We start from the raw sequence: 24,889 nt of genomic DNA, 5'->3' as shown, positions 1-24,889 counted from the left end.
CATGCAGAAACTTCAGGTCAAGTTACTGGATCAGCGTATCGGCACTGAATACCCTCTTCCCCATTATGCAACGGTTGGCTCAGCCGGACTGGACCTCAGAGCCTGTCTTGATCAGCCAGTGACACTTGAACCAGGGCAGACAGAATTACTCCCCACCGGGATCGCTATTCACATTGAAGACCCGGGACTCTGCGCTATGATCCTGCCCCGTTCAGGGCTGGGTCATAAGCACGGTATCGTTCTGGGCAACCTTGTCGGCCTGATCGACTCCGACTATCAGGGCCAGTTAATGGTCTCTTGTTGGAACCGTGGCCATACTCCCTTTACAGTCACCCCCGGCGAACGTATTGCTCAGCTGGTTCTGGTACCGGTCATTCAGGCTGAGTTTGAAGTTGTGCAAGAGTTTCGTGATAGCGACCGGGGCGAAGGCGGTTTTGGCTCTTCAGGTCGCCACTGAAAAACAATCCTGGGTCATAAATCATTCGCATCAATTATAGGAAGAGCTTAACCGGTGAGTATCAATCCCGCTATTTTCCGCGCTTATGATATTCGGGGAACCTACCCTCTGAATCTCAATAACGAAACAGCTAAACTGATTGGACAGGCGATCGGCAGTGAAGCTCTTAACCGTCAACAGTCGACAATCTGTGTTGGCTATGACGGCAGGCTGTCGAGCCCTGTTCTAAGTGATGCACTAATTGCGGGGTTATTACAAAGTGGCGTGTCCGTCATCGATCTGGGCATGGTGCCGACACCGGTCCTCTATTTTGCAACACATGCCTTAGACACAGGGTCAGGTGTAATGATCACCGGCAGCCACAACCCCGCCGATTACAACGGTTGTAAAATCATGCTGGGAGGACATACATTATCCGGCGATGAGATCACCGGACTATATCATCGCATCACCTCCGGAGACCTCGCAGAAGGCACCGGAACCCTGACCCAGCAGGATATTAAAGTTCTATATCATGACAGAGTTCTTAAAAACCATATTTTACAGCGAAGCCTTAAAGTCGTTGTAGATTGCGGCAACGGCATTCCCGGCCCCTGGATTACCCCTCTTTTAAAAGCCTTTGGTTGTCAGGTAATCCCCCTTTATTGCGATGTAGATGGTCATTTCCCTAACCACCATCCTGACCCGGAAAAAGCAGAAAACCTGGTCGATCTGATCACCGAAGTACAACAATCAGGCGCTGATATCGGCCTGGCGCTGGACGGCGATGGTGACCGACTGGTCGTAGTCGACAACCAGGGCAAGGTTATCACCCCGGATCAGTTGATCTGCCTCTTTGCACAAGACCTGCTTCAACGCCATCCAGGATCTAAGATCGTCTACGATGTTAAGTGCTCTATCACGCTTCCCCGGTTAATTGATCAACTGGGCGGACAATCAGATATGTGGTGCTGCGGTCATTCAATGATCAAAAATCGAATGCAGCAAACCAAGGCTATGTTTGGGGGTGAATTCAGCGGCCATCTGTTTTTTGCTGAACAATGGTATGGCTTTGATGATGGCTTGTACGCCGCCGTACGATTACTTGAACTGTTAGGCCGTACCGATCTGACAGTCGCCGAGCTTTTTCATCCCTTTGCGCCACTGCCCTCGACACCTATGATCCATATTCCGGTCACTGATGAGAGTAAGTTTGAAATAATTGAGCAGTTTCGAGAGTTCGATTTTGCACCAGCAAACGTCTATTCTATCGACGGACTGAGAGTTGAATACCCCGACGGCTGGTTTGGCCTGAGGCCCTCAAATACGACGCCAATGCTGACACTGCGCGTCGAAGCACTGACCTCCTCAGCACTGGTTCGCATCAGCGCACTACTGGAAGAAAAACTAAAATCTATCATTCCTGACTTGCAAATTCCTGAGTTAGCGTTTACAAACTACACAACCTCCATATACAGAGAAGATACTAATGCCACTGACACGTAAAGCTGCGATCAATACCGCAAACGTGCTAAGCGAAGCACTGCCTTACATCCAACGTTTTTCCGGTAAAACCGTCGTTATCAAATACGGCGGTAACGCGATGATCGATGAAAAACTAAAAGACAGCTTCGCCCGCGATATTGTGATGATGAAATTGATCGGTATTAACCCGATTGTCGTCCACGGCGGTGGCCCTCAAATCGGTGACCTATTGGATAAGCTCGCGATAGAATCCCATTTTGTCAACGGCATGCGCGTCACGGATTCTAAAACCATGGACGTTGTCGAGATGGTACTTGGCGGCATGGTCAACAAGGATATTGTGGGTCTGATTAACCGTAACGGCGGTAAAGCGATCGGCCTGACAGGCAAAGACGGCATGCTATTAGGGGCCCGTAAGTTAAAGGTAAAGCATAAATCTCCAGAGATGGAAGCGCCTGAAATTATCGATATAGGCCATGTAGGTGAAGTTGATCACGTCAACACCAGCGTACTGGATATGCTAAGTAACTCAGACTTTATCCCGGTTATCGCTCCGATTGGCGTCGGCGCTGATGGTGCATCCTATAACATTAATGCCGATCTTGTAGCCGGCAAGGTTTCAGAGGTTCTGCAGGCTGAAAAGTTAATCCTGCTCACCAATATCAGCGGCCTGATGGATAAAGAGGGGCAAGTTCTCACCGGCTTATCTACAACACAGGTTGATGACCTGATTGAAGATGGCACAATCTATGGCGGCATGCTGCCAAAAATTGACTGCGCATTAAGTGCCGTAAAAAGCGGCGTTACCAGCGCCCATATTATCGATGGCCGGGTAGAGCATTCCTGCCTGCTGGAGCTATTCACTGATGAAGGTGTCGGTACTCTGATCTCCAACCACCCCCCTAAGGTGTCAAATTAATGAATGCTCAGGAAAAGCCCTCCCGCAGAGAGCAAATACTTCAATCCTTAGCTATGATGCTGGAAAGTGATCCGGGTGCCCGGATCACAACAGCCGCCCTTGCCAAGCATGTCGGCGTATCAGAAGCGGCGTTATATCGTCACTTCCCGAGCAAGGCGCGTATGTTTGAAGGCCTGATCGCTTTTATCGAAGATACTATGTTCAGCCGAATTACGATCATTACCGGCTCAGATGCCAATGCCATTAAACAGTGCGAACAGATCCTCACGCTGCTGCTGGCATTTGTTGAGAAGAATCCAGGGATGGGGCGGATTCTTACCGGTGACGCCCTATCCGGGGAAACCGATCGGTTACGACAACGGATCAATCAGTTTTTTGAGCGAATGGAAACTCAGCTGAAACAGATTCTGCGGACCGCCGAACAGACTGAAGGCTTCCGTACTGAACTCACCGGTGGAACCACTGCTAACCTGATGCTGGCGTGTGCTGAGGGACGGATACGGCAGTTTGTACGGAGCGAGTTCAAAGCCCGGCCAACCACTAACTGGGCCGACCAGTGGAGCGTGATTGCCACGGCTGCCAGCCGTTAAGTGATTATTGAACAACTCAGCCTGCTGCTGATTTCACTTCTGGCTAATGGCTTATCCGCCATGGCCGGTGGCGGCGCAGGCTTGCTCCAGCTTCCGGTCTTGCTGTTTCTTGGGCTCAGCTTCAGTAGTGCACTGGCTACCCATAAGATCGCCAGTGTAGCGCTGGGAATTGGCGCGACACTACGTCATCTCCGAGAGAAATCTCTGGATCTTCGCTTCTGTCTCTTTATCCTCGCCAGCGGTCTTCCCGGCGTAGTATTAGGCGGTATACTCATTCTGCGCCTGCCGGAAAGCCTGACTATTTTCTGCCTCGGCCTTCTCACTACTGGTTTGGGCGTTTATTCCATCTTCAAACCCCAACTGGGCTTGACCCATCAACCCCGTAACCGCGATCGCAGGGGCTTATATCTGGGAGGAGTAGTGCTTTGCCTGATTGGAATTTTAAACGGCTCACTCACCTCAGGCACCGGTCTTTTTGTTACCATCTGGCTAGTACGCTGGTTTGGCCTGGATTATAAAACCGCCGTTGCATACGTATTAATTTTAGTCGGACTTTTCTGGAACGGCTTTGGTGCTCTGACCGTTGCGCTACAACAGCCCCCTCATTGGGAGTGGCTACCGGCCCTGATTGCAGGCGCAATCATTGGTGCCTATACCGGCACTCACATTGCCTTAAAAAAGGGAAACTCGGTGATAAAAAGAGCCTTTGAAACACTGACAATACTCGTTGGTATCAAACTGATAGCAGACGGACTGTTGCTATTCTGAGAGTTCAAAACCAGTTTTATGTACTTACGAAGACCTACTCTGATTTAGAACGACGGCTACCATCTTGGTGCGCCAAAGTAGCCTCGCACAAGCCTTCACCCTGATTGCAAATATCTCGCTCCGCTTGCTGAGCTTCAACCAGCCTTCTGGCCTCGGCTTGTTGAAGCAGGAATCCGCCCGGTGACACTAACTGAATGCCCTGCTCTCCTATCCTAGGTAACGCATGCTTAAGATACTCAATAGTCACTGGGTATGGATGACAAATCAGCACGGCAAAGCCCTGCTCACGGGCCAGACGAAGACCATAGCGAAACTGCTTATCCACAAACTCGGTAGTCTGTTCATGGTCCAGAAAAACATCACGCACCAGCCAGGGGATTCCCTGAGAGTATGCCGATTTCCAGGCCATGCTCTTAGTGGTCGTTTTGCTATCCAGAAAATACAGGCCCTGCTCTGCCAAGACATCCATTACCCAGTCCATCTTCTGACGTTTCTGAGTCAGCAGACTTCCCATATGGTTATTAACACCCGAGACATAAGGAACAGCAGCGATACTGCTACGTAAGACACTTTGTAATTGCTGCCGGGTCATATCCTCTGTCAAACCTCCCGGTCCAAGCTTCAGACGTGCCGTATTCGCCATAGGGGCATGAAGCATAACTTCCTTGCCCTGACCATAAGCCATCTCAGCCAACGCGACACTGTGAGGCGTATGCGGCAATACGGAATAAGCCACAGGGCCTGGTAAATTAATCGCAGCGACTCCCTGTTTTAGGTTATTACCCATATCATCAACAATAACGACCAATCGGGGTAGCACCGTTTCAGCAGCCACTGGCCGAACAATCATAGCCAGCAGAGCCAAGCCCACAAGAATATACGACATAATTTCTCGAAGCTCCCGGATAAATCTGATCACTGAGCCTCGGCTTCCTGCTCAGATGGGTCCACTACTGCGACCGGAGTAATAATCGCCAGGGCTTTAAGCAGATTGAAGGCTTCGTAAAGCTGGAAATCATTTTCTACTAGTGACGAGCTAAGCCCGGCAGCTTTGTCAGCCGCTTCGGGACCGTTCTCAAGGTGTCCGCTCAGATCGCGTTCTTTAATAAAGTTACCTGAATCTTTCAGGCTGACACTCGCTTCAGCAACATAGATATCCGGAACAATGCCCTGCGCCTGTATAGAGCGACCATTCGGGGTGTAATAACGGGCGGTGGTTAACTTTAATGCCCGCTGCTTAGTCAGGGGTAAAATCGTCTGCACCGACCCTTTACCGAAACTATCAACACCCATAATAACAGCCCGTGCATGGTCCTGAAGCGCCCCTGCGACAATTTCAGAAGCAGACGCTGAACCCTGATTAATCAGGACAACAAGCGGTAAACGGTTATCCACCAATGTTTTGGGGGTAGCATTGTAGCGCAGCTCTGAATTCGCAACCCGGCCCTGCGTATAAACAAGCAGTCCCTGATCAATAAAGCTATCACTTACCTCAACTGCTGCCCGCAATACACCGCCCGGATTGTTTCTCAGGTCAAGCACTAACCCTCTGAGCTCCGTTTCTTCCTGAAGGCGTTCGATAGCTTTTAACAGATCTTTGCCCGTATTCACCTGAAACTGAGTAATACGCAGATAACCAATGCTGTCTTCCAGCATCCGCTGTTTAACGGATGTCACACGAATAACATCGCGCTTCACGATAATTTCCAGAGGTTTATCTTCACCTTCACGGACAATAGTTAACAACAACTCTGAACCCGGCTTACCTCTCATAAGCTTCACCGCGTCACTAAGATCCATGCCCTGAACGGACTGATCACCTAACTTTATAATCAGGTCTCCCGCCTTGACTCCCGCCCGATATGCCGGGGTATCATCAATAGGGGCAATAACACGTACAAAACCATCTTCCATGCCGACTTCAATACCCAGTCCACCAAACTCACCACTGGTATGACTTTGCAAATCCGAAAAGGCATCCGCCTCAAGATAAGCAGAATGCGGATCAAGCCCTGCTAACATTCCCCGCACAGCATTTTCCAATAACTCGGCATCATCAACCGGCTCAACATACGAGTGCTTAATGCGTTCAAAAACTTCAGTAAACAGACGGATCTCTTCCAGCGGAATGCTTTTAACCGGCGCAGCCTCAGGTACCGCATCTGCTGCAGATAGCGTACTCACTGATCCGTTTAGCAGACAGGCTAGCAACAGAGGTTTGGTAAAGCTGGAAAGCTGTTGCTTCAGCGTCATGATTCATCCTTTAATTGCATCTGTTAAATATTAAAACAGCATAACCGCTCGAGCTACCTTCTCGCCAGCCATTTAAGCGGATCTGTTGAATTTCCTTTATACCTCAAAGCAAAATATAAACCCGGTTTAGTACTGCCACCGCTGCTACCTACAGTTGCTAGCTGATCACCACTGGAAACCCACTCTCCAACTTCCCGGAGTAATGATTCATTATGACCATACAAGCTCATATAACCTCCGCCATGATCCACAATGGTTAACAATCCGTAGCCCCGCAACCAGTCAGAGAAAACGATTCTGCCATGATGAATCGCTTTAACTGGGTACCCCGACCGCTGTGAAAACAGCACACCTTCATAACGAACACCACTGTTTCGACTACCAAAGCGACGGCTGACACTGCCCTTTGCAGGCCAGGGCAGACGCCCTTTTAACTCCCGAAATGAACGTTCATTCCCACCCAGGGAAATTTTTTCAATTGATGAGCGAATTTTACTCAGAAGCTGTTCTAATCGTTCCTGATCGACCTGCATCGCCTGCAATTGCTGACTACCACTACTGAGCTTATTTTCGAGCTTACTCAGTACAACCCGTCGCTCCTTACGCACTGACTCCAGATCGCCTGACCGTGCCTTCAAAAGATCTCGACGATCAAAAATATCCTGCTGTGCTGAGCGAATATCACTTTCCGCTTGATCTAATTTAACCAACCCTGCACGGAAATTCTGCAGTCGTTGACTCAGGGTCTGATTGATACGATCGTAATAGTGAAGCATCCGGGAAACCTGTTCCGGATCACGCTGTGTCAGTAGGAGCTGTAGCCGAGGTTGCGTGCCAGCTTTGTGCTGCTGTCGTAACTGCTGTTCCAGATTCACAGCTTCCTGCTTCAACGACTTAAATAAAGGGGCTTTCTTTCGCTCTAGTTTTCTTAAACGATCTTCCGCCCCCTTCAATTGGTTATTCAGCCGTAAAATTTCCCGGGCAAGCTCACCAATTGATTTATCACTACGACGCAACGCCTGCTGGACCGATTTACGCTCACCTTTTAACGTTCCCAACGTCTCAACCAGTTCAGCAATACTCTTTTTGAGCGAGTTTATCTGTGTCTCAGTTGCCTTTTCCTGAGCGGCTGAAATGGGCAAACATAAGCTCAACAGTAACGTTGCCACACAAAGGGTAAACAGTTTTTTCTGCATATATAAAAAGGCCGTTCAATGAACGGCCTAAATCCTTATCCTAATTGTGCCAATGACTGACCTGTCATTTCCGCTGGTTGATCCAACGACATTAGATCAAGCAAGGTCGGCGCCAAATCGCAAAGTGAACCATCTTTAAGCGTTAACTCCGCGTTACGCGGCCCGTCATACACCAGCGCTACCGGCCAGATAGTGTGCGCCGTATGCGCCTGACCTGTTTTAGGATTAATCATCAATTCAACATTACCATGATCCGCTGTAATCAGAGTTTCTCCGGCCACGGTTTGCATCGCGGCCAAAACCTCAGACAAGCAGTTATCAATCACTTCAACAGCTTTTACTGCCGCTTCAAAATTACCGGTATGACCCACCATATCCGGGTTCGCAAAGTTACAAACTATGAGGTCGTACTTACCACTTTTAATAGCTTCAACCAGTTTTTGCGTTACTTCGGGAGCACTCATTTCTGGCTTCAGATCATAGGTTGCCACATCCGGTGAAGGCACCAAAATCCGATCCTCCCCGCTATACGGCTGCTCTTCACCTCCATTAAAAAAGAAGGTCACATGAGCATATTTCTCAGTCTCAGCAATCCGTAGCTGTGTCTTACCCTGCTGCGCAAGAAAATCCCCGAGGCTATTGAACAACTTCACGGGCGGATAAGCACAACTAGCCTCTATATTTGAGGCATACTCTGTCAGCATGACAAAATCAGACAATTGAGGCACGGTGCTGCGTGTAAAGCCATCAAAACCGGTCTCAACAAAAGCACGGGTAATCTCCCGGGCACGATCCGGACGGAAATTGGCACAGATCACTGTATCACCATCGCGGACCAGACCAATCGGTTGACCATCTTCACCTATAATACTGGTCGCCTGAACAAACTCATCATTCTCACCACGCTCATAAGCGTTACCTAAAGCATCCTGTGCAGATGTTTCGTAGCAAGGCGCCAATCCTTTTGTCATCGCATCGTATGCCAGTTGAACCCGATCCCACCGATTATCACGATCCATCGCGAAATACCGTCCGACAACGGTTGCGATAGCTCCCTTACCTAACTCAGAGAATTTTGCTTCTGCCGCTTTAATAGAAGGCTCAGCACTACGCGGTGGCATATCCCGACCATCAAGAATAGCGTGAAGATACAGTTTCTGAGCCCCTCGCTTTACAGCCATTTCCAATAATGCAAATATCTGTTCTTCATGGCTGTGCACACCACCCGGTGATAACAAGCCCGTCACATGTACAGCCCCACCAGCTGCAACAGCTTTATCTATCGCATCAATGAGCACTTTATTCTCGAACAAAGCACCTTCTTCTACAGCTTTATTGATACGCGTGAAATTCTGGTAGACCACCCGACCTGCACCAATATTCATATGCCCAACTTCGGAATTACCCATCTGCCCTTCAGGCAGACCGACAGCAAGGCCTGAAGTAGCTATTCGACTATGTGGGGATTCAGCCATTAACCGGTCCCAGGTGGGAGTATTTGCAGTCGCTAGGGCACTGGATTCAGTCGATTCTACACCGAGTCCATCAAGAATAATTAACGCTTTTGGGGCACGCTGGTTAGTCATAGAGGTCTTTTCATTTTCAGTTATTGCAGAGACTGAACATTTTACTGAGAAACAACACCAATGGCGAATTCTGACCGGCAAATCCCGGCGCCAACTAAAGAATTTTCAGTTTGCTCCTCAGATCGTTATGAATCACACATTTTCATCAGGAATTCACCTCTGAGCTGTTACCAGTTTCGTTCCGGCAAGGTATACTTACCGGCTTTAAAAACTCTCACCGCGAACCACTTAATATTAAGGGTCCGCAACTGGCCGGATATTGATAATGGAACAAGTGCTCGAATTCATCGACAACAATTTTATGATTGTGGCAGCCTGGGCTCTGACTTTGGCAATGTTGCTATGGACAGAACAGAGAAAGGCCGGCAAATCTGTAGGCACTCACGAAGCCACCCGACTGATCAATAAAGAGAACGCTGTTGTTCTCGACATCCGCCCTAAGAAAGAATTTTCGACAGGCTATATCACCAACGCGATCCACATCCCTGCAAGCGATCTGGACAACCACCTGACGGAGTTGGAAAAGTATAAGGCGAAGCCCATTATTGTCGTCTGTAATATTGGTCAGACTGCGGGCGCTACAAGTAAGAAACTAAAAGAACTGGGCTTTGAAAACGTTGTTCGCCTGTCCGGCGGAATGACTGAGTGGAAAGCCCAGAGTCTGCCGGTTATTAAATAGCATGTCGACAATAACACTCTACAGTAATAGCTGGTGCCCTTTCTGCCGGCGCGCAAAGATGTTACTTGATCATAAAAGCGCAGAATACAATGAGATCAACATTGATGCGGTACCCAGTGCACGTCAAGAGATGATCGACCGAAGCGGGCGCACTTCAGTACCGCAAATCTTCATCGACGAACTTCATGTTGGCGGATGCGATGATCTGTTTGCTCTTGAACAACAAGACAAACTAGATTCGCTATTAGCCAACTAGTCAATACTTATAAGGACAATACAACCATGGCTGAGAACGAACAGAACACCCAGGAACAGCAAGCTCCACAGTTTGCAATTCAACGCGTTTACTTGAAAGATGCTTCTTTTGAAGCCCCAAACTCACCACAGGTTTTCACTAAGCAATGGCAGCCAGAGATTAATCTGGATATGAATACCGCCACTTCCAGCTTAGACGAGAATGTGTTTGAAGTTGTACTAACTCTGACCGTTACTGCTAAAAACGATGGCGACACAGCATTCCTGGCAGAATTACAGCAAGCGGGTATCTTCACCGTTTCCGGGCTGGCTGAAGCCGAGCTTCATCACACCCTGGGCGCATTCTGCCCAAGCATCCTGTTCCCATATGCACGTGAAGCGATCGACAACCTGGTCAACAAAGGTAGCTTCCCTGCCCTGATGTTATCGCCAGTTAACTTCGACGCACTCTATGCTCAACAGATGCAAAAGCAAGCTGAGCAAGCACCTGCAGCAGATGCTCCACAGCATTAAATTAATGCTCGTAAAAAATCCGATGACAGCAATGTCATCGGATTTTTTATTTTTTGTAGATCAGAATCATTACTAAAACAGCTAGTGCATATCGATACGCACTCTAAATAACAGACAACCCTTTATACATTCCCACCAAAATCCAACTGACGCCAGGCTTCATAAACCATTACTGCCACGGTATTGGAAAGATTCAAACTTCGACTATCCGCATTCATCGGCAACCTTAGTCGCTGATCTACAGGTAAGCTATCGAGCACTTCGACCGGCAACCCCCGGGTTTCAGGGCCAAACAACAACACATCTCCCGCAGTAAACGCCACACTTGAATAGTTCTGGCTACCTTTGGTCGTCAACGCCCAAACCTTCCCCTGCCCTAGCGCTGACAAACAGCTACTCAGGTCAGCATAGCGTTTCACCTGGGCAAACTCATGGTAATCTAACCCGGCACGACGCAGTTTTTTATCATCGAAATCAAAACCTAACGGCTCAACCAGATGTAACTGGAAACCTGTGTTAGCACAAAGGCGAATAATATTGCCTGTATTCGGTGGTATTTCGGGCTGGTAAAGCACTACATGCAGCATAAAAAAAATCCCTGGCTCGTACATCTCACAAGAGAGGGATTATAGCGGAAACCGGATGAAGATTACGCCTCTGTCGTTTCAGAAACCTCATCCATTCCTAATTCTTTAATCTTACGGGTCAAGGTGTTCCGCCCCCACCCTAGCAACAGAGAGGCATCTCTACGACGACCCGCGGTATGCTTCAAAGCAGCTTCGATCATAATTTTCTCAAAAGCCGGTACCGCAGTATCCAGTATTCCGGAGCCCCCTCGCTGAAGCTGTTGCTCTGCCCAGTTACGCAACGCTTTTTCCCAATTAGATGTAACAACCTGCTCAATCCCCGTTTGCTCCAGCAGCTCCGGCGGCAAATCGCTCACCAGAACTTCTCGACCCGACGCCATTACCGTCAACCAGCGGCAGGTATTCTCTAACTGCCGCACATTACCCTGCCAGGGTAAACCACAGATAAACTCTTCAGTATCCGGGTGCAGCAGTTTCGATTCTACGCTCAACTCTTCTGCTGAAGTTTGCAGAAAATGGCGTGTTAAACGGGGAATATCTTCCCGCCGCTCCGCCAGCTTAGGGATATGTATTCTGATAACATTGAGACGATGAAAAAGGTCTTCACGGAAGCGCCCGTCCTGCACTAGCTTTTCCAGATCCTGGTGAGTTGCCGCAATAATCCTTACATCCACTTTAACCGATGTATGTCCACCTACCCGATAGAACTCGCCCTCAGCCAACACACGTAACAAACGCGTCTGAGTATCCGCCGGCATATCACCAATCTCATCGAGAAAGAGCGTACCACCATCTGCCTGCTCAAAACGTCCCGGACGAGCCGCAGCAGCCCCGGTAAAAGCCCCTTTTTCATGCCCAAACAACTCAGACTCGATTAGGTCTTTCGGGATAGCCGCCATATTCAGGGGTATAAAAGGCGCTGTTGAGCGAGGGCTATGCTGGTGCAATGCATTCGCAACCAACTCTTTACCGGTACCCGAATCACCATTAATCAGCACCGTGATATTTGATTGAGATAAGCGCCCAATAGCCCGAAACACCTCTTGCATCGCCGGTGCCTCACCAATAATTTCAGTTTGAGCGTCAGGCTCTTCACCTCGCTGTTGCTGCTGTTCACGGGAGTGCTCAACCGCCCGGAGCACCAGCGCTGAGGCTTCATCAATATCAAAAGGCTTTGGCAGATATTCAAATGCCCCCCCTTTATACGAAGCCACCGCACTATCCAAATCGGAGTGGGCCGTCATAATAATAATTGGCAGCTCCGGATGCTGATCAGTTACCCGCTCTAGTAATTCGAGCCCATCAATGCCCGGCATACGAATATCACTAACCACCACATCAGGTACTTCACGCTGAAGCTGTTGCAGCATACTATCGCCACTTTCAAACAACGTTACATTGACATCCTCGCCGGAGAGGGCTTTATCCATCACCCAGCGAATAGAACGATCATCATCTACAATCCAGACAGATGCAGCCTTAGTCATCATTAATTCTCCAGGGGTATTAGTAATTGAAAACAGGTTTTTCCGGGGACGCTATCGCATTCAATCAACCCCCGGTGTTGCGCCAGAACAGATTGAGCAATCGATAAACCGAGACCCGTTCCCGTCGCACGGCCACTGACCATGGGATAGAAAATTTTCTGTAGAATATCTTCCGGTATACCCGGACCATTATCCGAAACCTCTACACAACAGACCAAACGATGCATCTCAGAACCCAGTGTCAAATTACGCACTACCCGGGTTCGTAACTGTATCTGAGGCTGAGCAGTCCCGGCCTCCTGCATCGCTTGCATACTGTTACGGATAATATTCAGCACCGCCTGAATTAACTGCTCCCGATCCCCCATAAACTCAGGTAAGCTCGGGTCATAATCTCGTTGCATGTTAATTTGACCACCGGCTTCTGCACTCACCAGACTACTGACATGTTCCAGAATTGAGTGGATATTTACCTCTTCAAGGCGTGGCATCTTATGCGGTCCAAGCAACCTGTCGACCAGATTTCGCAGCCGATCAGCCTCTTCAATAATGACCCGGGTATAATCATGCAAGGCAATATCGGGCAGCTCTCTCTCGAGTAACTGAGCCGCTCCCCGCAAACCTCCCAACGGATTCTTAATCTCGTGAGCAAGGCCTCGCACCAAAGAAGTCACCGTTTGATGATTACTCATTAACTCCTCTTCGCGAGATATACGAATAAGTCGATCCCGGGGAGTCAATTCGATTAACACTAACCGGCCATATTTCTGGGGCATCGGGTTAACACTGTAATCTATCGTTATCTCCCTTCCTGCCAGCGTCACCAACTTAGCTTCTCGTTTGGTAAAAGGATGACCATTTTCCAATGCACCCGTTAAAGCATTCTGATCATCATCCACCATGAACCAGTCATGAAATGGCAATTGCTGCAACCGTCGGGCACTGGCTTCAAGCAACATTTCTGCAGATGGGTTCATATACACCAACTCCAGCTGACCATTGACTAAAACAGTTGCTGTGGTCAAATTATCCAGTATGTGTTTATGCAGTTCAGGTGTAATCATTTATAACCCTGGGTTACGAGAAAGCTGGCATAGCATTTTTTCTGTCGGGAAAATGCCAATGAGTAAGTACAAAGCAAGAAATAAACCAATTCAGCATAACCATGGGAAAAAGCGGGAATACGGGGCTCTGCACCCATAAAACCCACACTCTGATCACTGCCTGCTCCACTTTTAATCATAGCATGCGCACCAAAATAGTGCACAAATCCTGGGACAAAAAAAACCTCCAATAAGGAGGCTTTTTTAACGGTTAACCCTTAAGGATTAAACAGAGTAATACAGATCAAATTCAACTGGGTGAGTCGTCTGACTTACCTTTTCACACTCTTCTGTTTTCAGAGTAATGTAAGCATCGATCATGTCGTTGGTGAATACACCACCAGCTGTCAGGAACTCACGATCATTATCCAAAGCAGCCAGAGCTTCTTCGAAAGAAGCCGCTACTGTTGGAATCGCCAGCGCTTCTTCAGCAGGCAGATCATATAGATCCTTATCCGCTGCATCGCCAGGGTGAATTTTGTTCTGAATACCATCAAGACCAGCCATCATCAGAGCAGCAAAGCACAAATAAGGGTTAGCAGATGGATCAGGGAAACGTGTTTCAATACGGAACGCTTTAGGGTTTGTCACGTATGGAATACGGATAGAAGCAGAACGATTACGGGCAGAGTATGCCAACATAACGGGGGCTTCAAAGCCTGGAACCAGACGCTTGTATGCGTTGGTAGATGCGTTCGTCAGAGCATTTAGCGCTTTAGCGTGCTTGATGATACCACCAATATAGAACAGCGCTGTTTCACTCAGACCAGCATAAGCATCACCATGGAAGATATTCACACCATCTTTAGAAAGAGACTGGTGGACGTGCATACCAGAACCGTTATCACCTACCAGCGGCTTAGGCATGAAAGTAGCAGTCTTACCGTATGCATGAGCAACATTGTGTACGCAATACTTCAGAACTTGTACTTCATCAGCTTTAGCAGTCAGTGTGTTAGGACCGACACCGATCTCACACTGGCCAGCCGTCGCTACTTCGTGGTGATGAACTTCGATAGTCAGGCCCATAGCCGACATAGCATCACACATCGCAGCCCGCAGATCGTGTAGAGAATCTACTGGCGGTACAGGGAAGTAACCACCCTTAACACGTGGACGGTGACCCGTGTTACCACCTTCGAAGTTATGATTAGTAGACCACGACGCTTCTTCAGAACCGATAGTGTAGCCACAACCACTAATATCAGCATGCCATTTAACTTCGTCAAATACGAAGAACTCTGGCTCAGGACCAAACATAGCGCTATCCGCGATCCCGGTAGACTTCAGATATGCCTCAGCACGCTTAGCAACAGAACGTGGATCACGCTCATAACCCTGACCAGTGGTAGGTTCTACAATGTCACAACGAACAATAACTGTAGAATCTTCAGCAAATGGATCCATTACAGAAGCAGAATCGTCTGGCAGCAGAATCATGTCTGATTCGTTAATACCCTTCCAGCCGCCGATGGATGAACCATCGAACATCTTGCCTTCTTCGAAAAAATCTTCGTTAATTTCAGTTACGGGGATAGTAACGTGCTGCTCTTTACCGTGGGTATCGGTGAAACGCATATCAACCCACTTAACATCATGCTCTTTAATCAGATTAAGAGTCTCTGACATTTGACTTTCTCCACTAGGTTATATTGCCAGACACCTGTCTGTTGCGTTTGAAAGCTTTCACAAGCCTGACAACAAACAAGCATTATTCCGTTTTAAAAGGCAAAGGGCATGCCAGCTTATCTCTACCCACTACCCTGCGCTCTATAGCAACCAGGCTAGGGCTTATCGCTTAAACAACGCAACCAAATTAGCGCACCAATGAGAGGCAATGCCCCAAAATAGCGCAGCGTATCTCTTGTTGCTAAATTTCAATGCATGCCGCCTTAAAAAGGTGCCAACATAATACTCCATCAAAATGGACTTATCCTCTAAAACAGATCAACAAACCAGAAAAAAAACTATTTTCATCTTTCTCTACACAAGAAAGCCACCGCTGGGACTGAACTCATGTATAATGCCCGCCTTATTAAATTTGTCTGCACAGGTTCCCAGACGTGATTGAAAAACTCAGAAACATTGCCATCATTGCCCACGTTGACCACGGTAAAACTACTCTGGTTGATAAACTTCTTGCACAGTCCGGAACCCTGGGCCGTCGTGACGAAGGCACCGAACGAATCATGGATTCGAACGACCAGGAAAAAGAGCGTGGTATCACCATTCTGGCAAAGAACACTGCCATTGAATGGAATGACTACCACATCAACATCGTAGATACTCCCGGACACGCCGACTTTGGTGGCGAAGTTGAACGAGTTCTATCTATGGTTGACTGTGTATGCCTTCTGGTTGATGCCGTTGACGGCCCAATGCCTCAAACGCGCTTCGTAACTCAGAAAGCCTTCGATCAGGGTCTTCGCCCAATCGTAGTCGTTAACAAAGTCGACCGCCCTGGCGCTCGTCCTGATTATGTTATCGACCAGGTATTCGAACTGTTTGATAGCCTGGGAGCAACCGACGAGCAACTGGACTTCCCAGTGATCTACGCGTCAGCATTGAACGGTATTGCGGGCCCTGAAGCAGACGAGTTGGCTGACGATATGACGCCACTTTTCGAGGCGATTGTTAAACACGTTGAGCCACCTAAAGTTGATACCGAAGGTCCTTTCCAGATGCAGATCTCCGCACTGGATTACAACAGCTACGTTGGTGTAATCGGTGTAGGCCGTATTACCCGGGGTACCGCTAAGGTAAACCAACAGGTTAAAGTTATCGATGCCGAAGGCAAGATACGTAGTGGTAAGCTGCAGAAAGTAATGGGATACCTTGGCCTTGAACGTGTTGAAGTTGAATCAGCCCGCGCCGGTGATATCGTGTGCGTAACAGGTATCGATGTCCTTAACATCTCCGATACTCTTTGTGATCCAGCTCAGGTTGAAGCACTGCCACCACTGTCTGTTGACGAACCTACAGTATCCATGACCTTCCAGGTTAACGACTCTCCTTTTGCTGGTAAAGAAGGTAAGTTTGTAACCAGTCGTAACATTAAGGATCGCCTAGAACGTGAACTTATCCACAACGTAGCACTGCGCGTTGAACAGGGTGACTCTCCTGAGAAATTCCAGGTTTCCGGTCGTGGCGAATTACACTTGTCGGTTCTGATCGAATCTATGCGTCGTGAAGGTTACGAGCTGGGTGTATCTCGTCCTGAAGTAATTCAGAAAGAGGTTGACGGTGAAGTTCATGAGCCTTATGAAGTGGTACTGATCGACGTTGAAGATCAGCATCAGGGCAGCATTATTGAAGAACTTGGTAACCGTAAAGCCGACATGACTAACATGGAAGTAGACGGAAAAGGACGTGTTCGTCTGACCTTCCTGATGCCTTCACGTGGCCTTATCGGCTTCCGCTCTATGTTCATGACCATGACTTCCGGTAGCGGCATCATGACTTCTGTATTCGACCACTACGGTCCTGTAAAGCAGGGTGAAGTTGTCAGCCGTACTAATGGTGTTCTGGTTTCCATGGTATCCGGTAAAGCACTGGCCTACTCTTTGTGGAACCTGCAAAGCCGCGGTCGTTTGTGTGTTGTACCAAACATCGATGTTTATGAAGGTATGCTACTGGGTATTCACAGCCGTAATAACGACCTGGCCGTTAACCCAATCAAGGGTAAGCAGCTGACCAACGTTCGAGCTTCCGGTACTGATGAAAACATTCAGCTGACTCCGCCAATCAATTTCACACTTGAGCAGGCACTGGACTTTATCGAAGATGACGAACTGGTAGAAGTAACGCCTGAGAGCATCCGTCTGCGTAAAAAACTCCTGACTGAAAACGAACGTAAGCGTCAGTCACGCGCAGCTAAAGCTTAATAAGTTAGCTCGCAAATAGCCCGGACAGCGACCACTGTTCCGGGCTATACTCCCGGTGTCTGGATCGACTCTTTAGGACACCACAGATGAATACTCTTTATCCTGATATCAATCCCTATAAACAGCATCAGCTTGCTGTTGATGGACTCCATACTCTCTATATAGAAGAGAGCGGTAACGCTCAGGGCATTCCTGTTCTGTTTATCCACGGCGGTCCTGGTGGCGGCACCAATAGTTTTAATCGTTGCTTCTTTGATCCTGAAAAATACCGCATCATTCTCTTCGACCAACGCGGTTGCGGCCAGTCAACACCCCATGCCAACCTGGCTGGTAATACTACTAAAAACCTGATTGCTGATATTGAAAAGATCCGCGAACACCTCGACATTGACCAATGGTTATTGTTCGGCGGCTCCTGGGGTTCAACACTGAGCCTGCTTTATGCAGAGTCCTATCCGGAACGGGTTCTGGGCATGATTCTAAGAGGCATATTCCTTTGCCGCGAACAGGATATACGCTGGTTTTATCAACAGGGCGCCAGTGCTATTTTCCCCGACTACTGGCAAGACTATCTTAATGAGATCCCAGTAGAAGAGCAGGATAATATGCTCAGCGCATACTACCAGCGCCTCACATCAGATAACGAAATTGCCCGCATGTCGGCAGCGAAAGCCTGGTCAGTATGGGAAGGACGCTGCTCTACTCTCGACCCTAATCACGACGTGGTCGAGCATTTTGGCGATCCACATGTCGCCTTGGCTATGGCTCGCATTGAAGCGCATTATTTTATCAATCACGCATTTATCGAGCCGAATCAGATCATTCGCGACGCTGATAAGATCAAAAACATTCCAACCGTCATCGTACACGGTAGATACGACGTAGTTTGCCCCATCGAACAAGCCTTCGCACTTTATGCAGCCCTGCCTCAGGCAGAACTCCATATAGTCAGAGACGCGGGCCACAGCGCGCTGGAACGAGGCATAACCGATAACCTGATCAAAGCAACCAAACAGTTTGCTTTATCAAGAGCATAAACAAAATAACAGGATGCACTATTGAAAGCTCTGATACAGCGGGTTCGATCGGCTTCAGTTGACATTGAAGATCAGCGCCAGGGAGAGATAGGCCCAGGGATACTACTTCTACTGGGAGTGGAAAAAAGCGACACCGAAGCTAGCGCGGACAAATTGTTACAGAAGGTCTTGAATTACCGTATTTTCGCCGACACCGAAGGTAAGATGAACCTCAACCTTCAGCAACGCGAAGGCGGGTTGTTGATCGTGTCTCAATTCACCCTGGTTGCTGATACAGCAAAAGGACTTCGACCCGGTTTTTCAAAAGGAGCCCCCCCCGCTCAAGGCGAAGCACTTTACGACTACTTTGTCAGGCAGGCGCGGACACTCCACCCAGATATCGCTACGGGTCAGTTTGGCGCTAATATGCAGGTAAGTCTGGTCAACGACGGTCCTGTCACCTTTATTCTCGAAAGCTGATTAGATGGATAATTAATGGATAGCACTGCCCTGGCGCTGGCCGAACGAATATTTCTGACCGTATTTCCCCTCTTCGCAATCGTCCTGTGCGGATACCTCTATGGCCGCTATAAAAAGCCAGATATGGCGCTGGCAAATCAGTTAAATATGGATATTTTTGTCCCAGCGCTGATATTCTTTGTACTGTCCGATAAGTCTTTCGACCTGGTGAGATATCAATCCCTGGCTATTGGGGCCGCACTGGTAATACTAGGCTCTGGATTACTGCTCTGGCCTTTTTGCCGCTTACTCAAAGTACAGGCAAAAACTTTTTTGCCACCGATGATGTTTAGTAACAGCGGCAACCTGGGCTTACCGCTGATCATCTTAGCCTTTGGCGAGCATGCACTTCCCGCAGCGATCATGCTGTTCATCGTCGAAATGACGCTACATTTCACTTTGGGCATCTATATGATGGATCACAAAACCAATCCCTGGCGACTACTGAGGATGCCAATCATCATCGCGACTATCGCAGGCTTAAGCTGGAGTAGTATCGGTCTTACAGTACCCGCCTCCATCGCCTCTGCCCTGGATATGCTGGGACAGATCTCAATTCCTTTATTACTATTCACACTGGGAGTCCGACTCATTACCGTCGACTTCAGCGCCTGGAAAATTGGTGTAACAGGCGCTTTACTCTGCCCAATTGCAGGCATTCTGGTCGCTTATGCCGCACAGCAGCTTCTGCAACTATCGTCCGAGCAGTTTGCTTATCTCATTATCTTTGGCGCATTACCTCCTGCCGTACTCAACTACATAGTGGCAGAACAATATAATCAGGAGCCAAAGCAGGTGGCATCGATTGTCTTGCTTGGCAATATGGGAGCCCTGTTCTTTATCCCCGCTACGCTGGTCTTTGTACTCTAGAATTCACACTACAAAAAAAGGCTGCCAATGGCAGCCTTAACAACTTAAAGGTTTACAACTGCAACGTTGCCTTTTCGCTACTGCGAGTCATCGACTGCTATGACTTCAAGATTCTTTGTAACGGTAGAGCTACCTATCCCTTTCACCTTAGCCAGATCATCAACCGTTTTGAACGGCCCATTAGCTTCACGGTAATCAACGATCGCCTGCGCCTTAGCAGGACCTATACCCTGAAGCATCTCGACCAGCATATCAGCAGGCGCCGTATTGATATTCACCATCGCTCCAGCTGAAACATTAAAAGGCAATGTCAGGCAGAGTGTCAGTAAAAACGTCTTAATAAATGAATTCCATTTCATCGTTGTTTCCTTAATTTAGCTAAAAAAAGAGCCGGTTTTAAAAACCAGCCCTTAATAAATAGCACAATTTTCAGAAGTGACAACTAGCGTGCTGCAAGGATCTCATTTTCAATGCGTTGCAAAGCTTCAACCGGTAGCGCAGCCCGTGTAATAGGACGACCTATAACCAAGTGAGTACTTCCTGCACCAATCGCTTCACCCGGGGTCATAATTCGCTTCTGGTCACCAACTTCTGCATCAGCCGGACGGATACCCGGAGTAACCAGTTGAAACTCTGGAGCTACAATCTGTCGCAAGGGAGCCACTTCCTGAGCAGAACAAACAACCCCATCCAATCCGCTATTCTGAGTCAGCAGCGCCAGCCGTTTAACATGCTCTAATGGTTCAATATCCATGCCAATATCTGCCAAATCCTGACGTTCCATACTCGTCAAAACCGTAACCGCAATTAAAAATGTACGGGCTCCATTCACCTGATCCAGTTCGTTACGCGCAGCCTCCATCATTCTTCGGCCACCTGACGCATGAACATTTACCATCCATACGCCCATCTCTGCCGCCGCCCGAACAGCCTTAGCAGTTGTATTGGGTATATCATGGAATTTCAGATCTAGAAAAACATCAAAACCTTTCTTGTGCAGCGCTTCTACCACCTCAGGTCCAGCCCGGGTAAAGAGCTCTTTGCCTACTTTAACTCGGCATTTTTCAGGATCCAGCTGATCTGCCATACTCAGGGCAGATAGCTGATCCGGATAATCAAGTGCAACGATAACCCGTTTAGCATCATTCATTCAGTTATATCTCATACAAATTATGGTCCTGTTTACTCACCTTCAAGACCCAGGACTGGTTTTGTTGTCCCCCAATTCTGGCAGGAAGGACATTGCCAGTGTAGCGACTTTCCAGAAAAACCACACCGCTGACAATTGTATACAGGTTTACTCAGTTCCAGCTGACCGGTCAGCCCGCGTAATACCATCAGGCTCTCATTCGCGCCCTTGGATGCATGAGCAATATACAGATCTATCAGCTGATTAAAACCTTTAATCGAAGGTCTTTGTTTTAACTGATCGGTAATAAACGCCCCAGCTGGATAGGCTCCATCTCGCTCAAGTATACAATCAGCTACCGCCAGCATAACCGTTGTTGAAGGGCTTTTATTTAGCCAGTGCTGCATCAGCCGCTCGAACTCAGTTAACTGATTCAGCTCTGTATAGCACTGCTTCAGACGCTTAATAGTAACTGACAGATACACTGTATCCTGGTCTGCTACTCGCTTAAGTTCTTTAATCGCCGTTTTCCAGTCCTGCTGCTTTATGGCAATATCAGCAAGTAATAAACTTGCGCGCACCGCTGATTTATCATAAGTCAAAGCCACTCTAAGCTTCTCAGCGGCATGCCTGTAACGCTGTTGCTGAATCAAGTCTTCTGCTAGCTCACAGCAATAATGACTGAGCTCAACCTCAAGTCCCTGCAACTCTGATTTCATCAACTGATTAGCCAGATCCAGCGCTTGCTGCCACTCCTGCTCTTTTTCATACAGCCGAATCAGCAATGACATTACTTTTTGGTGTATATCAGCTCCCGGCCGTTGAGCTTTTATCTCTAAAAGTAAATTTTCAGCTCGATCTAGCAGCCCAACCGCAAAGTAGTCTCGCGCCAACGCCATCTGGATACGCAGAAAGTCATGCCGGGAAAGGTCTGATCTGGCTAACAAGCTTTGATGAATCTGAATAGCCCGATCAACATCACCTTTCTTACGAAACAGTTTTGCCAGAGCGATATGTGCTGGAATAGTTGAGGAATTAATCTCTAAAGCCCGAATAAAACTTTCGATCGCTTTATCCGTATTTTCACTTAACAGATAATCGAGTCCCTGAAAGTACTCTTGCTGCAGAGACTGTTTTACTGACTTTTTACCTCTGCTCTGCCACCGTCCCAAGAACCAACCAGCAGCAATCGCAATAAACAGCGGGATGATAAACAGATATTCAGACATCTCAGGCAGGACGGTTAAGAGAAGCTGTTCGCAGCTTATCCAGTTCCTTATCGGCGGCCTGTATCTTTCGACGAGCAGACTGCAGCTTGAGCTTTAACAGCATGACAAACAGGCTGCTCACTACAACACCGGCAACACCGCCGAGAACGAAACTCGCCATTAACCATAAAGAGAGGCTCGCTTCAGGCAAGGTAACAAAAAACAGATTTATTGATACTAAGTCAGTATTCAATGTAGCAAACGTCCAGCCACAGAAAAGAAATGCAATACAGAGAATCAGTACCAGTAGCGTTTTCAACCAACGCATCATTAACCCCTTATTAATTGTTTAGCTATTCAAGAACGACCGCTATTCAGGCTATCATTTACCTGCTCACGAAGTTCCTTACCTGGCTTAAAATGCGGTACATATTTAGCATCCAAAGAAACTGAATCACCGGTCTTTGGATTACGTCCGACCCTTGGTGCGCGAAAGTGCAGACTAAAGCTTCCAAACCCCCGGATCTCAATACGATCTCCCTCCGAAAGAGACTCAGTCATATGGTCCAGCATAGTTTTAACAGCTAACTCTACATCTTTAATAGAAAGCTGTTCATTCTGGTCTATCAAACGCTCGATCAGTTCAGATTTAGTCATGGTCACCCCCTGACATTATCGGCCTGGAGAAAATCCACACCTTATCAGACTCAATATGTTTCATAATTCTATTTTTTTTCCAGCTGAGCTTTAATCAGATCACCTATAGTCATGGGTCCCGACGACTCAACCTGCTGCTTCATTGCATCCAGAGCTTGTTTTTCCTGCTGTTTTTCTAACTGCTTTATTGAAAGAGCTATGTTTCGATTGCGCTTATCAATATTCGTAATCAGCACATCAATAACGCTATCTGTACTGAAAGTTTTGCTCAAATCATCCAGTCGTTCAAAAGAGGCTTCCTGCAATTTAACAGTACCTTCAATACCTTCAGCTAACTCTAAGGTCAAATATTTCGATGCGACCTGAGTAATTTTACCGCTAACGACTGCACCCTTCTCATGGGCAGAGGTAAATTCCGAGAAAGGATCGCTCCCTAACTGCTTTATTCCGAGCGAAACACGCTCTCGCTCAGAGTCCACCGCCAGAACAACCGCTTTAACGGTATCACCTTTCTTATAGGCCTTTACGGCCTCCTCACCATCCATATCCCACGATAGATCAGAAATATGAACCAAACCATCAATACCGCTTTCAAAGCCAATAAAAACGCCGAAGTCAGTAATCGACTTAATCATTCCAGAAACCTTGGTACCTTTAGTATAGGTCTCTGCAAAAGCGTCCCATGGGTTGGCTTTACACTGTTTCATTCCCAGAGAGATGCGTCGACGCTGATCATCTATAGTCAGAATCATAACCTCAATCTGATCACCAACCTGTACGACCTTGGACGGATGAACATTTTTATTGGTCCAATCCATCTCAGAAACATGTACTAAGCCTTCGATACCGGCCTGAATTTCAGCAAAACAACCATATTCAGCAAGGTTACTAACCTTAGCAGAAACTTTACTACCCACCGGATTATTACTCTTAAACTCATCCCATGGATCAGCTGTCAGTTGCTTCATACCCAGCGACACACGACCTTTTTCACGGTCATAGCGCAACACTTTCAGATCAATCTCATCACCAACACTTAACAGCTCGCCGGGATGCTTGACCCGCTTCCAGGCGATATCCGTAATATGCAACAAGCCATCTACACCACCCAGATCGATAAAAGCACCATAGTCCGTCAAATTCTTAACCAGACCTTTAACCTTTATACCCTCATCCAGGGTAGCGAGTAGCTTGTCCCGCTCTTCATTGTAGGCGGTTTCCAGTACAGCTCTACGGGATACGACAATGTTATTGCTTTTAGCATCCAACTTAACCAGCTTGAATTCTAATTCTTGATTTTCTAAATGAGAGGTATCGCGAAGCGGACGAATATCAACTAAGGAGCCCGGCAAAAAGGCATTAATAGCGTTTATATCTACCGTAAAACCGCCCCTGACTTTACCCGTAATATGCCCAGTAACAATTTCATCATTCTCAAGCGCTTTTTCGAGCACTTGCCAGGCTTCAGCGCGCTTTGCTTTATCCCGGGACAGTTGCGTCTCGCCGGAACCGTCTTCCAGAGAAACCAGAGCAACCTGCACCTGATCTCCTACGGCAATACTTAATTCACCGTTAATATCTAAAAACTGACTACGAGGGATAACACCTTCAGACTTTAGACCCGCATGGACAACAACAAAGTCACCGTCAATCGCAACCACAAGACCGGTAATGATAGAGCCAGGCTGCATATCCAGCTCTTTTAAGCTCTCTTCGAACAGTTCCGCAAAACTATCACTCATACCGGCC

The 24,889-nt window shown here is 47.8% G+C and carries 27 protein-coding genes; 12 read left to right on the top strand and 15 right to left on the bottom strand.

The genetic code is table 11. The annotated features are described in order from the left end of the window. Nucleotide 1 precedes the first annotated feature (1 nt). Genes dut through AMJAP_RS04165 form a run of 5 tightly spaced genes read left to right on the top strand, consistent with a single transcriptional unit; the run spans nt 2 to nt 4,198 of the window. Nucleotides 2-457 carry a dUTP diphosphatase gene (dut, locus tag AMJAP_RS04185; RefSeq protein WP_019622527.1) on the top strand — a complete coding sequence of 152 codons (456 nt, stop codon included), beginning with the start codon at nt 2-4 and terminating at the stop codon, nt 455-457. Nucleotides 458-511: 54 nt separating this feature from the next. After that, complete coding sequence (locus AMJAP_RS04180) at nt 512-1,942, top strand: phosphomannomutase/phosphoglucomutase (RefSeq protein ID WP_019622526.1); 1,431 nt, start codon at nt 512-514, stop codon at nt 1,940-1,942. Next, nucleotides 1,926-2,840, top strand: a complete 915-nt coding sequence (gene argB, locus AMJAP_RS04175; protein ID WP_019622525.1) for an acetylglutamate kinase — start codon at nt 1,926-1,928, stop codon at nt 2,838-2,840. The genes AMJAP_RS04180 and argB overlap by 17 nt, the downstream gene beginning before the upstream one ends. Then, nucleotides 2,840-3,430, top strand: coding sequence for a nucleoid occlusion factor SlmA (gene slmA, locus AMJAP_RS04170; protein WP_019622524.1), 591 nt, complete (start codon nt 2,840-2,842; stop codon nt 3,428-3,430). Before argB ends, slmA begins: the two co-directional genes overlap by 1 nt. Beyond that, nucleotides 3,431-4,198 (top strand): sulfite exporter TauE/SafE family protein, encoded by a 768-nt coding sequence (locus AMJAP_RS04165; protein ID WP_019622523.1) that lies wholly within the window; start codon nt 3,431-3,433, stop codon nt 4,196-4,198. A gap of 34 nt (nt 4,199-4,232) precedes the next feature. Here AMJAP_RS04165 and AMJAP_RS04160 read toward each other — a convergent pair whose 3' ends face one another. From AMJAP_RS04160 to gpmI, 4 genes are read right to left on the bottom strand one after another with little or no spacing between them, the layout of a single operon-like run. Next, on the bottom strand, nt 4,233-5,084 hold the full coding sequence (locus AMJAP_RS04160; RefSeq protein ID WP_040404772.1) for a divergent polysaccharide deacetylase family protein: 852 nt from the start codon (nt 5,082-5,084) through the stop codon (nt 4,233-4,235). Nucleotides 5,085-5,113: 29 nt separating this feature from the next. Beyond that, entirely contained in the window at nt 5,114-6,451 is a 1,338-nt protein-coding gene (locus AMJAP_RS04155) for a S41 family peptidase (protein ID WP_019622521.1), read from the bottom strand. A 53-nt stretch (nt 6,452-6,504) separates the two neighbouring features. Continuing rightward, nucleotides 6,505-7,647: a murein hydrolase activator EnvC family protein gene (locus AMJAP_RS04150; protein WP_019622520.1), complete on the bottom strand. Its 1,143-nt coding sequence runs from the start codon at nt 7,645-7,647 to the stop codon at nt 6,505-6,507. 35 nt (nt 7,648-7,682) lie between these two features. After that, nucleotides 7,683-9,233, bottom strand: a complete 1,551-nt coding sequence (gene gpmI, locus AMJAP_RS04145; RefSeq protein WP_019622519.1) for a 2,3-bisphosphoglycerate-independent phosphoglycerate mutase — start codon at nt 9,231-9,233, stop codon at nt 7,683-7,685. Nucleotides 9,234-9,498: 265 nt separating this feature from the next. On the opposite strand from gpmI, the gene AMJAP_RS04140 reads away from it, so the two are divergent. From AMJAP_RS04140 to secB, 3 genes are read left to right on the top strand one after another with little or no spacing between them, the layout of a single operon-like run. Beyond that, a complete protein-coding gene (locus AMJAP_RS04140) occupies nt 9,499-9,912 on the top strand; it encodes a rhodanese-like domain-containing protein (RefSeq protein WP_019622518.1) in 414 nt (137 codons plus the stop codon). Between the two features lies 1 nt (nt 9,913). Next, complete coding sequence (gene grxC / locus AMJAP_RS04135) at nt 9,914-10,168, top strand: glutaredoxin 3 (RefSeq protein WP_026340201.1); 255 nt, start codon at nt 9,914-9,916, stop codon at nt 10,166-10,168. Nucleotides 10,169-10,194: 26 nt separating this feature from the next. After that, nucleotides 10,195-10,680 (top strand): protein-export chaperone SecB, encoded by a 486-nt coding sequence (gene secB / locus AMJAP_RS04130; RefSeq protein WP_019622516.1) that lies wholly within the window; start codon nt 10,195-10,197, stop codon nt 10,678-10,680. Nucleotides 10,681-10,802: 122 nt separating this feature from the next. On the opposite strand, the gene trmL is transcribed toward secB, so the two are convergent. From trmL to glnA, 5 genes are all read right to left on the bottom strand, one after another. After that, a complete protein-coding gene (gene trmL / locus AMJAP_RS04125; protein ID WP_019622515.1) occupies nt 10,803-11,267 on the bottom strand; it encodes a tRNA (uridine(34)/cytosine(34)/5-carboxymethylaminomethyluridine(34)-2'-O)-methyltransferase TrmL in 465 nt (154 codons plus the stop codon). Nucleotides 11,268-11,329: 62 nt separating this feature from the next. Beyond that, nucleotides 11,330-12,754 (bottom strand): nitrogen regulation protein NR(I), encoded by a 1,425-nt coding sequence (gene glnG / locus AMJAP_RS04120; protein ID WP_026340200.1) that lies wholly within the window; start codon nt 12,752-12,754, stop codon nt 11,330-11,332. A 2-nt stretch (nt 12,755-12,756) separates the two neighbouring features. Continuing rightward, nucleotides 12,757-13,818: a nitrogen regulation protein NR(II) gene (gene glnL, locus AMJAP_RS04115; protein WP_019622513.1), complete on the bottom strand. Its 1,062-nt coding sequence runs from the start codon at nt 13,816-13,818 to the stop codon at nt 12,757-12,759. Then, nucleotides 13,815-13,997 carry a hypothetical protein gene (locus AMJAP_RS04110; RefSeq protein WP_019622512.1) on the bottom strand — a complete coding sequence of 61 codons (183 nt, stop codon included), beginning with the start codon at nt 13,995-13,997 and terminating at the stop codon, nt 13,815-13,817. Before AMJAP_RS04110 ends, glnL begins: the two co-directional genes overlap by 4 nt. A gap of 85 nt (nt 13,998-14,082) precedes the next feature. Further along, a complete protein-coding gene (glnA, locus tag AMJAP_RS04105) occupies nt 14,083-15,486 on the bottom strand; it encodes a glutamate--ammonia ligase (RefSeq protein WP_019622511.1) in 1,404 nt (467 codons plus the stop codon). A gap of 434 nt (nt 15,487-15,920) precedes the next feature. Between glnA and typA the strand changes: the two genes are divergently transcribed. The 4 genes from typA (at nt 15,921) to AMJAP_RS04085 (ending at nt 20,146) form a co-directional block, all read left to right on the top strand. Continuing rightward, nucleotides 15,921-17,741, top strand: a complete 1,821-nt coding sequence (gene typA, locus AMJAP_RS04100; protein ID WP_019622510.1) for a translational GTPase TypA — start codon at nt 15,921-15,923, stop codon at nt 17,739-17,741. Nucleotides 17,742-17,827: 86 nt separating this feature from the next. Next, nucleotides 17,828-18,778 (top strand): prolyl aminopeptidase, encoded by a 951-nt coding sequence (gene pip / locus AMJAP_RS04095; protein ID WP_019622509.1) that lies wholly within the window; start codon nt 17,828-17,830, stop codon nt 18,776-18,778. A gap of 21 nt (nt 18,779-18,799) precedes the next feature. Then, nucleotides 18,800-19,237: a D-aminoacyl-tRNA deacylase gene (gene dtd, locus AMJAP_RS04090; RefSeq protein WP_019622508.1), complete on the top strand. Its 438-nt coding sequence runs from the start codon at nt 18,800-18,802 to the stop codon at nt 19,235-19,237. A 15-nt stretch (nt 19,238-19,252) separates the two neighbouring features. Next, nucleotides 19,253-20,146 carry an AEC family transporter gene (locus AMJAP_RS04085; RefSeq protein ID WP_019622507.1) on the top strand — a complete coding sequence of 298 codons (894 nt, stop codon included), beginning with the start codon at nt 19,253-19,255 and terminating at the stop codon, nt 20,144-20,146. Nucleotides 20,147-20,223: 77 nt separating this feature from the next. Here AMJAP_RS04085 and AMJAP_RS04080 read toward each other — a convergent pair whose 3' ends face one another. The 6 genes from AMJAP_RS04080 to rpsA all read right to left on the bottom strand — a co-directional run bounded on the left by AMJAP_RS04080 (nt 20,224) and on the right by rpsA (nt 24,882). Beyond that, nucleotides 20,224-20,505: a ComEA family DNA-binding protein gene (locus AMJAP_RS04080; RefSeq protein WP_019622506.1), complete on the bottom strand. Its 282-nt coding sequence runs from the start codon at nt 20,503-20,505 to the stop codon at nt 20,224-20,226. Between the two features lie 83 nt (nt 20,506-20,588). Beyond that, complete coding sequence (pyrF, locus tag AMJAP_RS04075; protein ID WP_019622505.1) at nt 20,589-21,296, bottom strand: orotidine-5'-phosphate decarboxylase; 708 nt, start codon at nt 21,294-21,296, stop codon at nt 20,589-20,591. Between the two features lie 32 nt (nt 21,297-21,328). Further along, nucleotides 21,329-22,504, bottom strand: a complete 1,176-nt coding sequence (gene lapB, locus AMJAP_RS04070) for a lipopolysaccharide assembly protein LapB (protein WP_019622504.1) — start codon at nt 22,502-22,504, stop codon at nt 21,329-21,331. Nucleotide 22,505: 1 nt separating this feature from the next. Beyond that, complete coding sequence (locus AMJAP_RS04065) at nt 22,506-22,814, bottom strand: lipopolysaccharide assembly protein LapA domain-containing protein (RefSeq protein WP_236588743.1); 309 nt, start codon at nt 22,812-22,814, stop codon at nt 22,506-22,508. A 26-nt stretch (nt 22,815-22,840) separates the two neighbouring features. Continuing rightward, complete coding sequence (gene ihfB / locus AMJAP_RS04060; protein ID WP_019622502.1) at nt 22,841-23,140, bottom strand: integration host factor subunit beta; 300 nt, start codon at nt 23,138-23,140, stop codon at nt 22,841-22,843. A 68-nt stretch (nt 23,141-23,208) separates the two neighbouring features. Beyond that, the gene (gene rpsA / locus AMJAP_RS04055; RefSeq protein WP_026340199.1) at nt 23,209-24,882 is read right to left on the bottom strand and encodes a 30S ribosomal protein S1; all 1,674 of its coding nucleotides are present in this window, start codon (nt 24,880-24,882) and stop codon (nt 23,209-23,211) included. Nucleotides 24,883-24,889 lie beyond the last annotated feature (7 nt).

It is taken from the genome of Amphritea japonica ATCC BAA-1530 (genome assembly GCF_016592435.1).
Lineage (GTDB): Bacteria > Pseudomonadota > Gammaproteobacteria > Pseudomonadales > Balneatricaceae > Amphritea > Amphritea japonica.
Note: the sequence above shows the minus strand (reverse complement) of the source record. Positions and strands in the feature narration are given on the sequence as shown.

Excerpts from the sequence above, each read along its gene's own strand:
- ihfB (WP_019622502.1), bottom strand. The coding sequence starts at position 23,140 with ATGACTAAATCTGAACTGATCGAGCGTTTGATAGACCAGAATGAACAG.
- glnG (WP_026340200.1), bottom strand. The coding sequence starts at position 12,754 with ATGACTAAGGCTGCATCTGTCTGGATTGTAGATGATGATCGTTCTATT.
- AMJAP_RS04065 (WP_236588743.1), bottom strand. The coding sequence starts at position 22,814 with ATGATGCGTTGGTTGAAAACGCTACTGGTACTGATTCTCTGTATTGCA.
- AMJAP_RS04140 (WP_019622518.1), top strand. The coding sequence starts at position 9,499 with ATGGAACAAGTGCTCGAATTCATCGACAACAATTTTATGATTGTGGCA.
- pyrF (WP_019622505.1), bottom strand. The coding sequence starts at position 21,296 with ATGAATGATGCTAAACGGGTTATCGTTGCACTTGATTATCCGGATCAG.
- lapB (WP_019622504.1), bottom strand. The coding sequence starts at position 22,504 with ATGTCTGAATATCTGTTTATCATCCCGCTGTTTATTGCGATTGCTGCT.
- secB (WP_019622516.1), top strand. The coding sequence starts at position 10,195 with ATGGCTGAGAACGAACAGAACACCCAGGAACAGCAAGCTCCACAGTTT.
- pip (WP_019622509.1), top strand. The coding sequence starts at position 17,828 with ATGAATACTCTTTATCCTGATATCAATCCCTATAAACAGCATCAGCTT.
- AMJAP_RS04150 (WP_019622520.1), bottom strand. The coding sequence starts at position 7,647 with ATGCAGAAAAAACTGTTTACCCTTTGTGTGGCAACGTTACTGTTGAGC.
- glnL (WP_019622513.1), bottom strand. The coding sequence starts at position 13,818 with ATGATTACACCTGAACTGCATAAACACATACTGGATAATTTGACCACA.
- slmA (WP_019622524.1), top strand. The coding sequence starts at position 2,840 with ATGAATGCTCAGGAAAAGCCCTCCCGCAGAGAGCAAATACTTCAATCC.
- AMJAP_RS04085 (WP_019622507.1), top strand. The coding sequence starts at position 19,253 with ATGGATAGCACTGCCCTGGCGCTGGCCGAACGAATATTTCTGACCGTA.
- AMJAP_RS04155 (WP_019622521.1), bottom strand. The coding sequence starts at position 6,451 with ATGACGCTGAAGCAACAGCTTTCCAGCTTTACCAAACCTCTGTTGCTA.
- rpsA (WP_026340199.1), bottom strand. The coding sequence starts at position 24,882 with ATGAGTGATAGTTTTGCGGAACTGTTCGAAGAGAGCTTAAAAGAGCTG.
- argB (WP_019622525.1), top strand. The coding sequence starts at position 1,926 with ATGCCACTGACACGTAAAGCTGCGATCAATACCGCAAACGTGCTAAGC.
- grxC (WP_026340201.1), top strand. The coding sequence starts at position 9,914 with ATGTCGACAATAACACTCTACAGTAATAGCTGGTGCCCTTTCTGCCGG.
- AMJAP_RS04160 (WP_040404772.1), bottom strand. The coding sequence starts at position 5,084 with ATGTCGTATATTCTTGTGGGCTTGGCTCTGCTGGCTATGATTGTTCGG.
- glnA (WP_019622511.1), bottom strand. The coding sequence starts at position 15,486 with ATGTCAGAGACTCTTAATCTGATTAAAGAGCATGATGTTAAGTGGGTT.
- AMJAP_RS04110 (WP_019622512.1), bottom strand. The coding sequence starts at position 13,997 with ATGATTAAAAGTGGAGCAGGCAGTGATCAGAGTGTGGGTTTTATGGGT.
- trmL (WP_019622515.1), bottom strand. The coding sequence starts at position 11,267 with ATGCTGCATGTAGTGCTTTACCAGCCCGAAATACCACCGAATACAGGC.
- AMJAP_RS04080 (WP_019622506.1), bottom strand. The coding sequence starts at position 20,505 with ATGAAATGGAATTCATTTATTAAGACGTTTTTACTGACACTCTGCCTG.
- dut (WP_019622527.1), top strand. The coding sequence starts at position 2 with ATGCAGAAACTTCAGGTCAAGTTACTGGATCAGCGTATCGGCACTGAA.
- gpmI (WP_019622519.1), bottom strand. The coding sequence starts at position 9,233 with ATGACTAACCAGCGTGCCCCAAAAGCGTTAATTATTCTTGATGGACTC.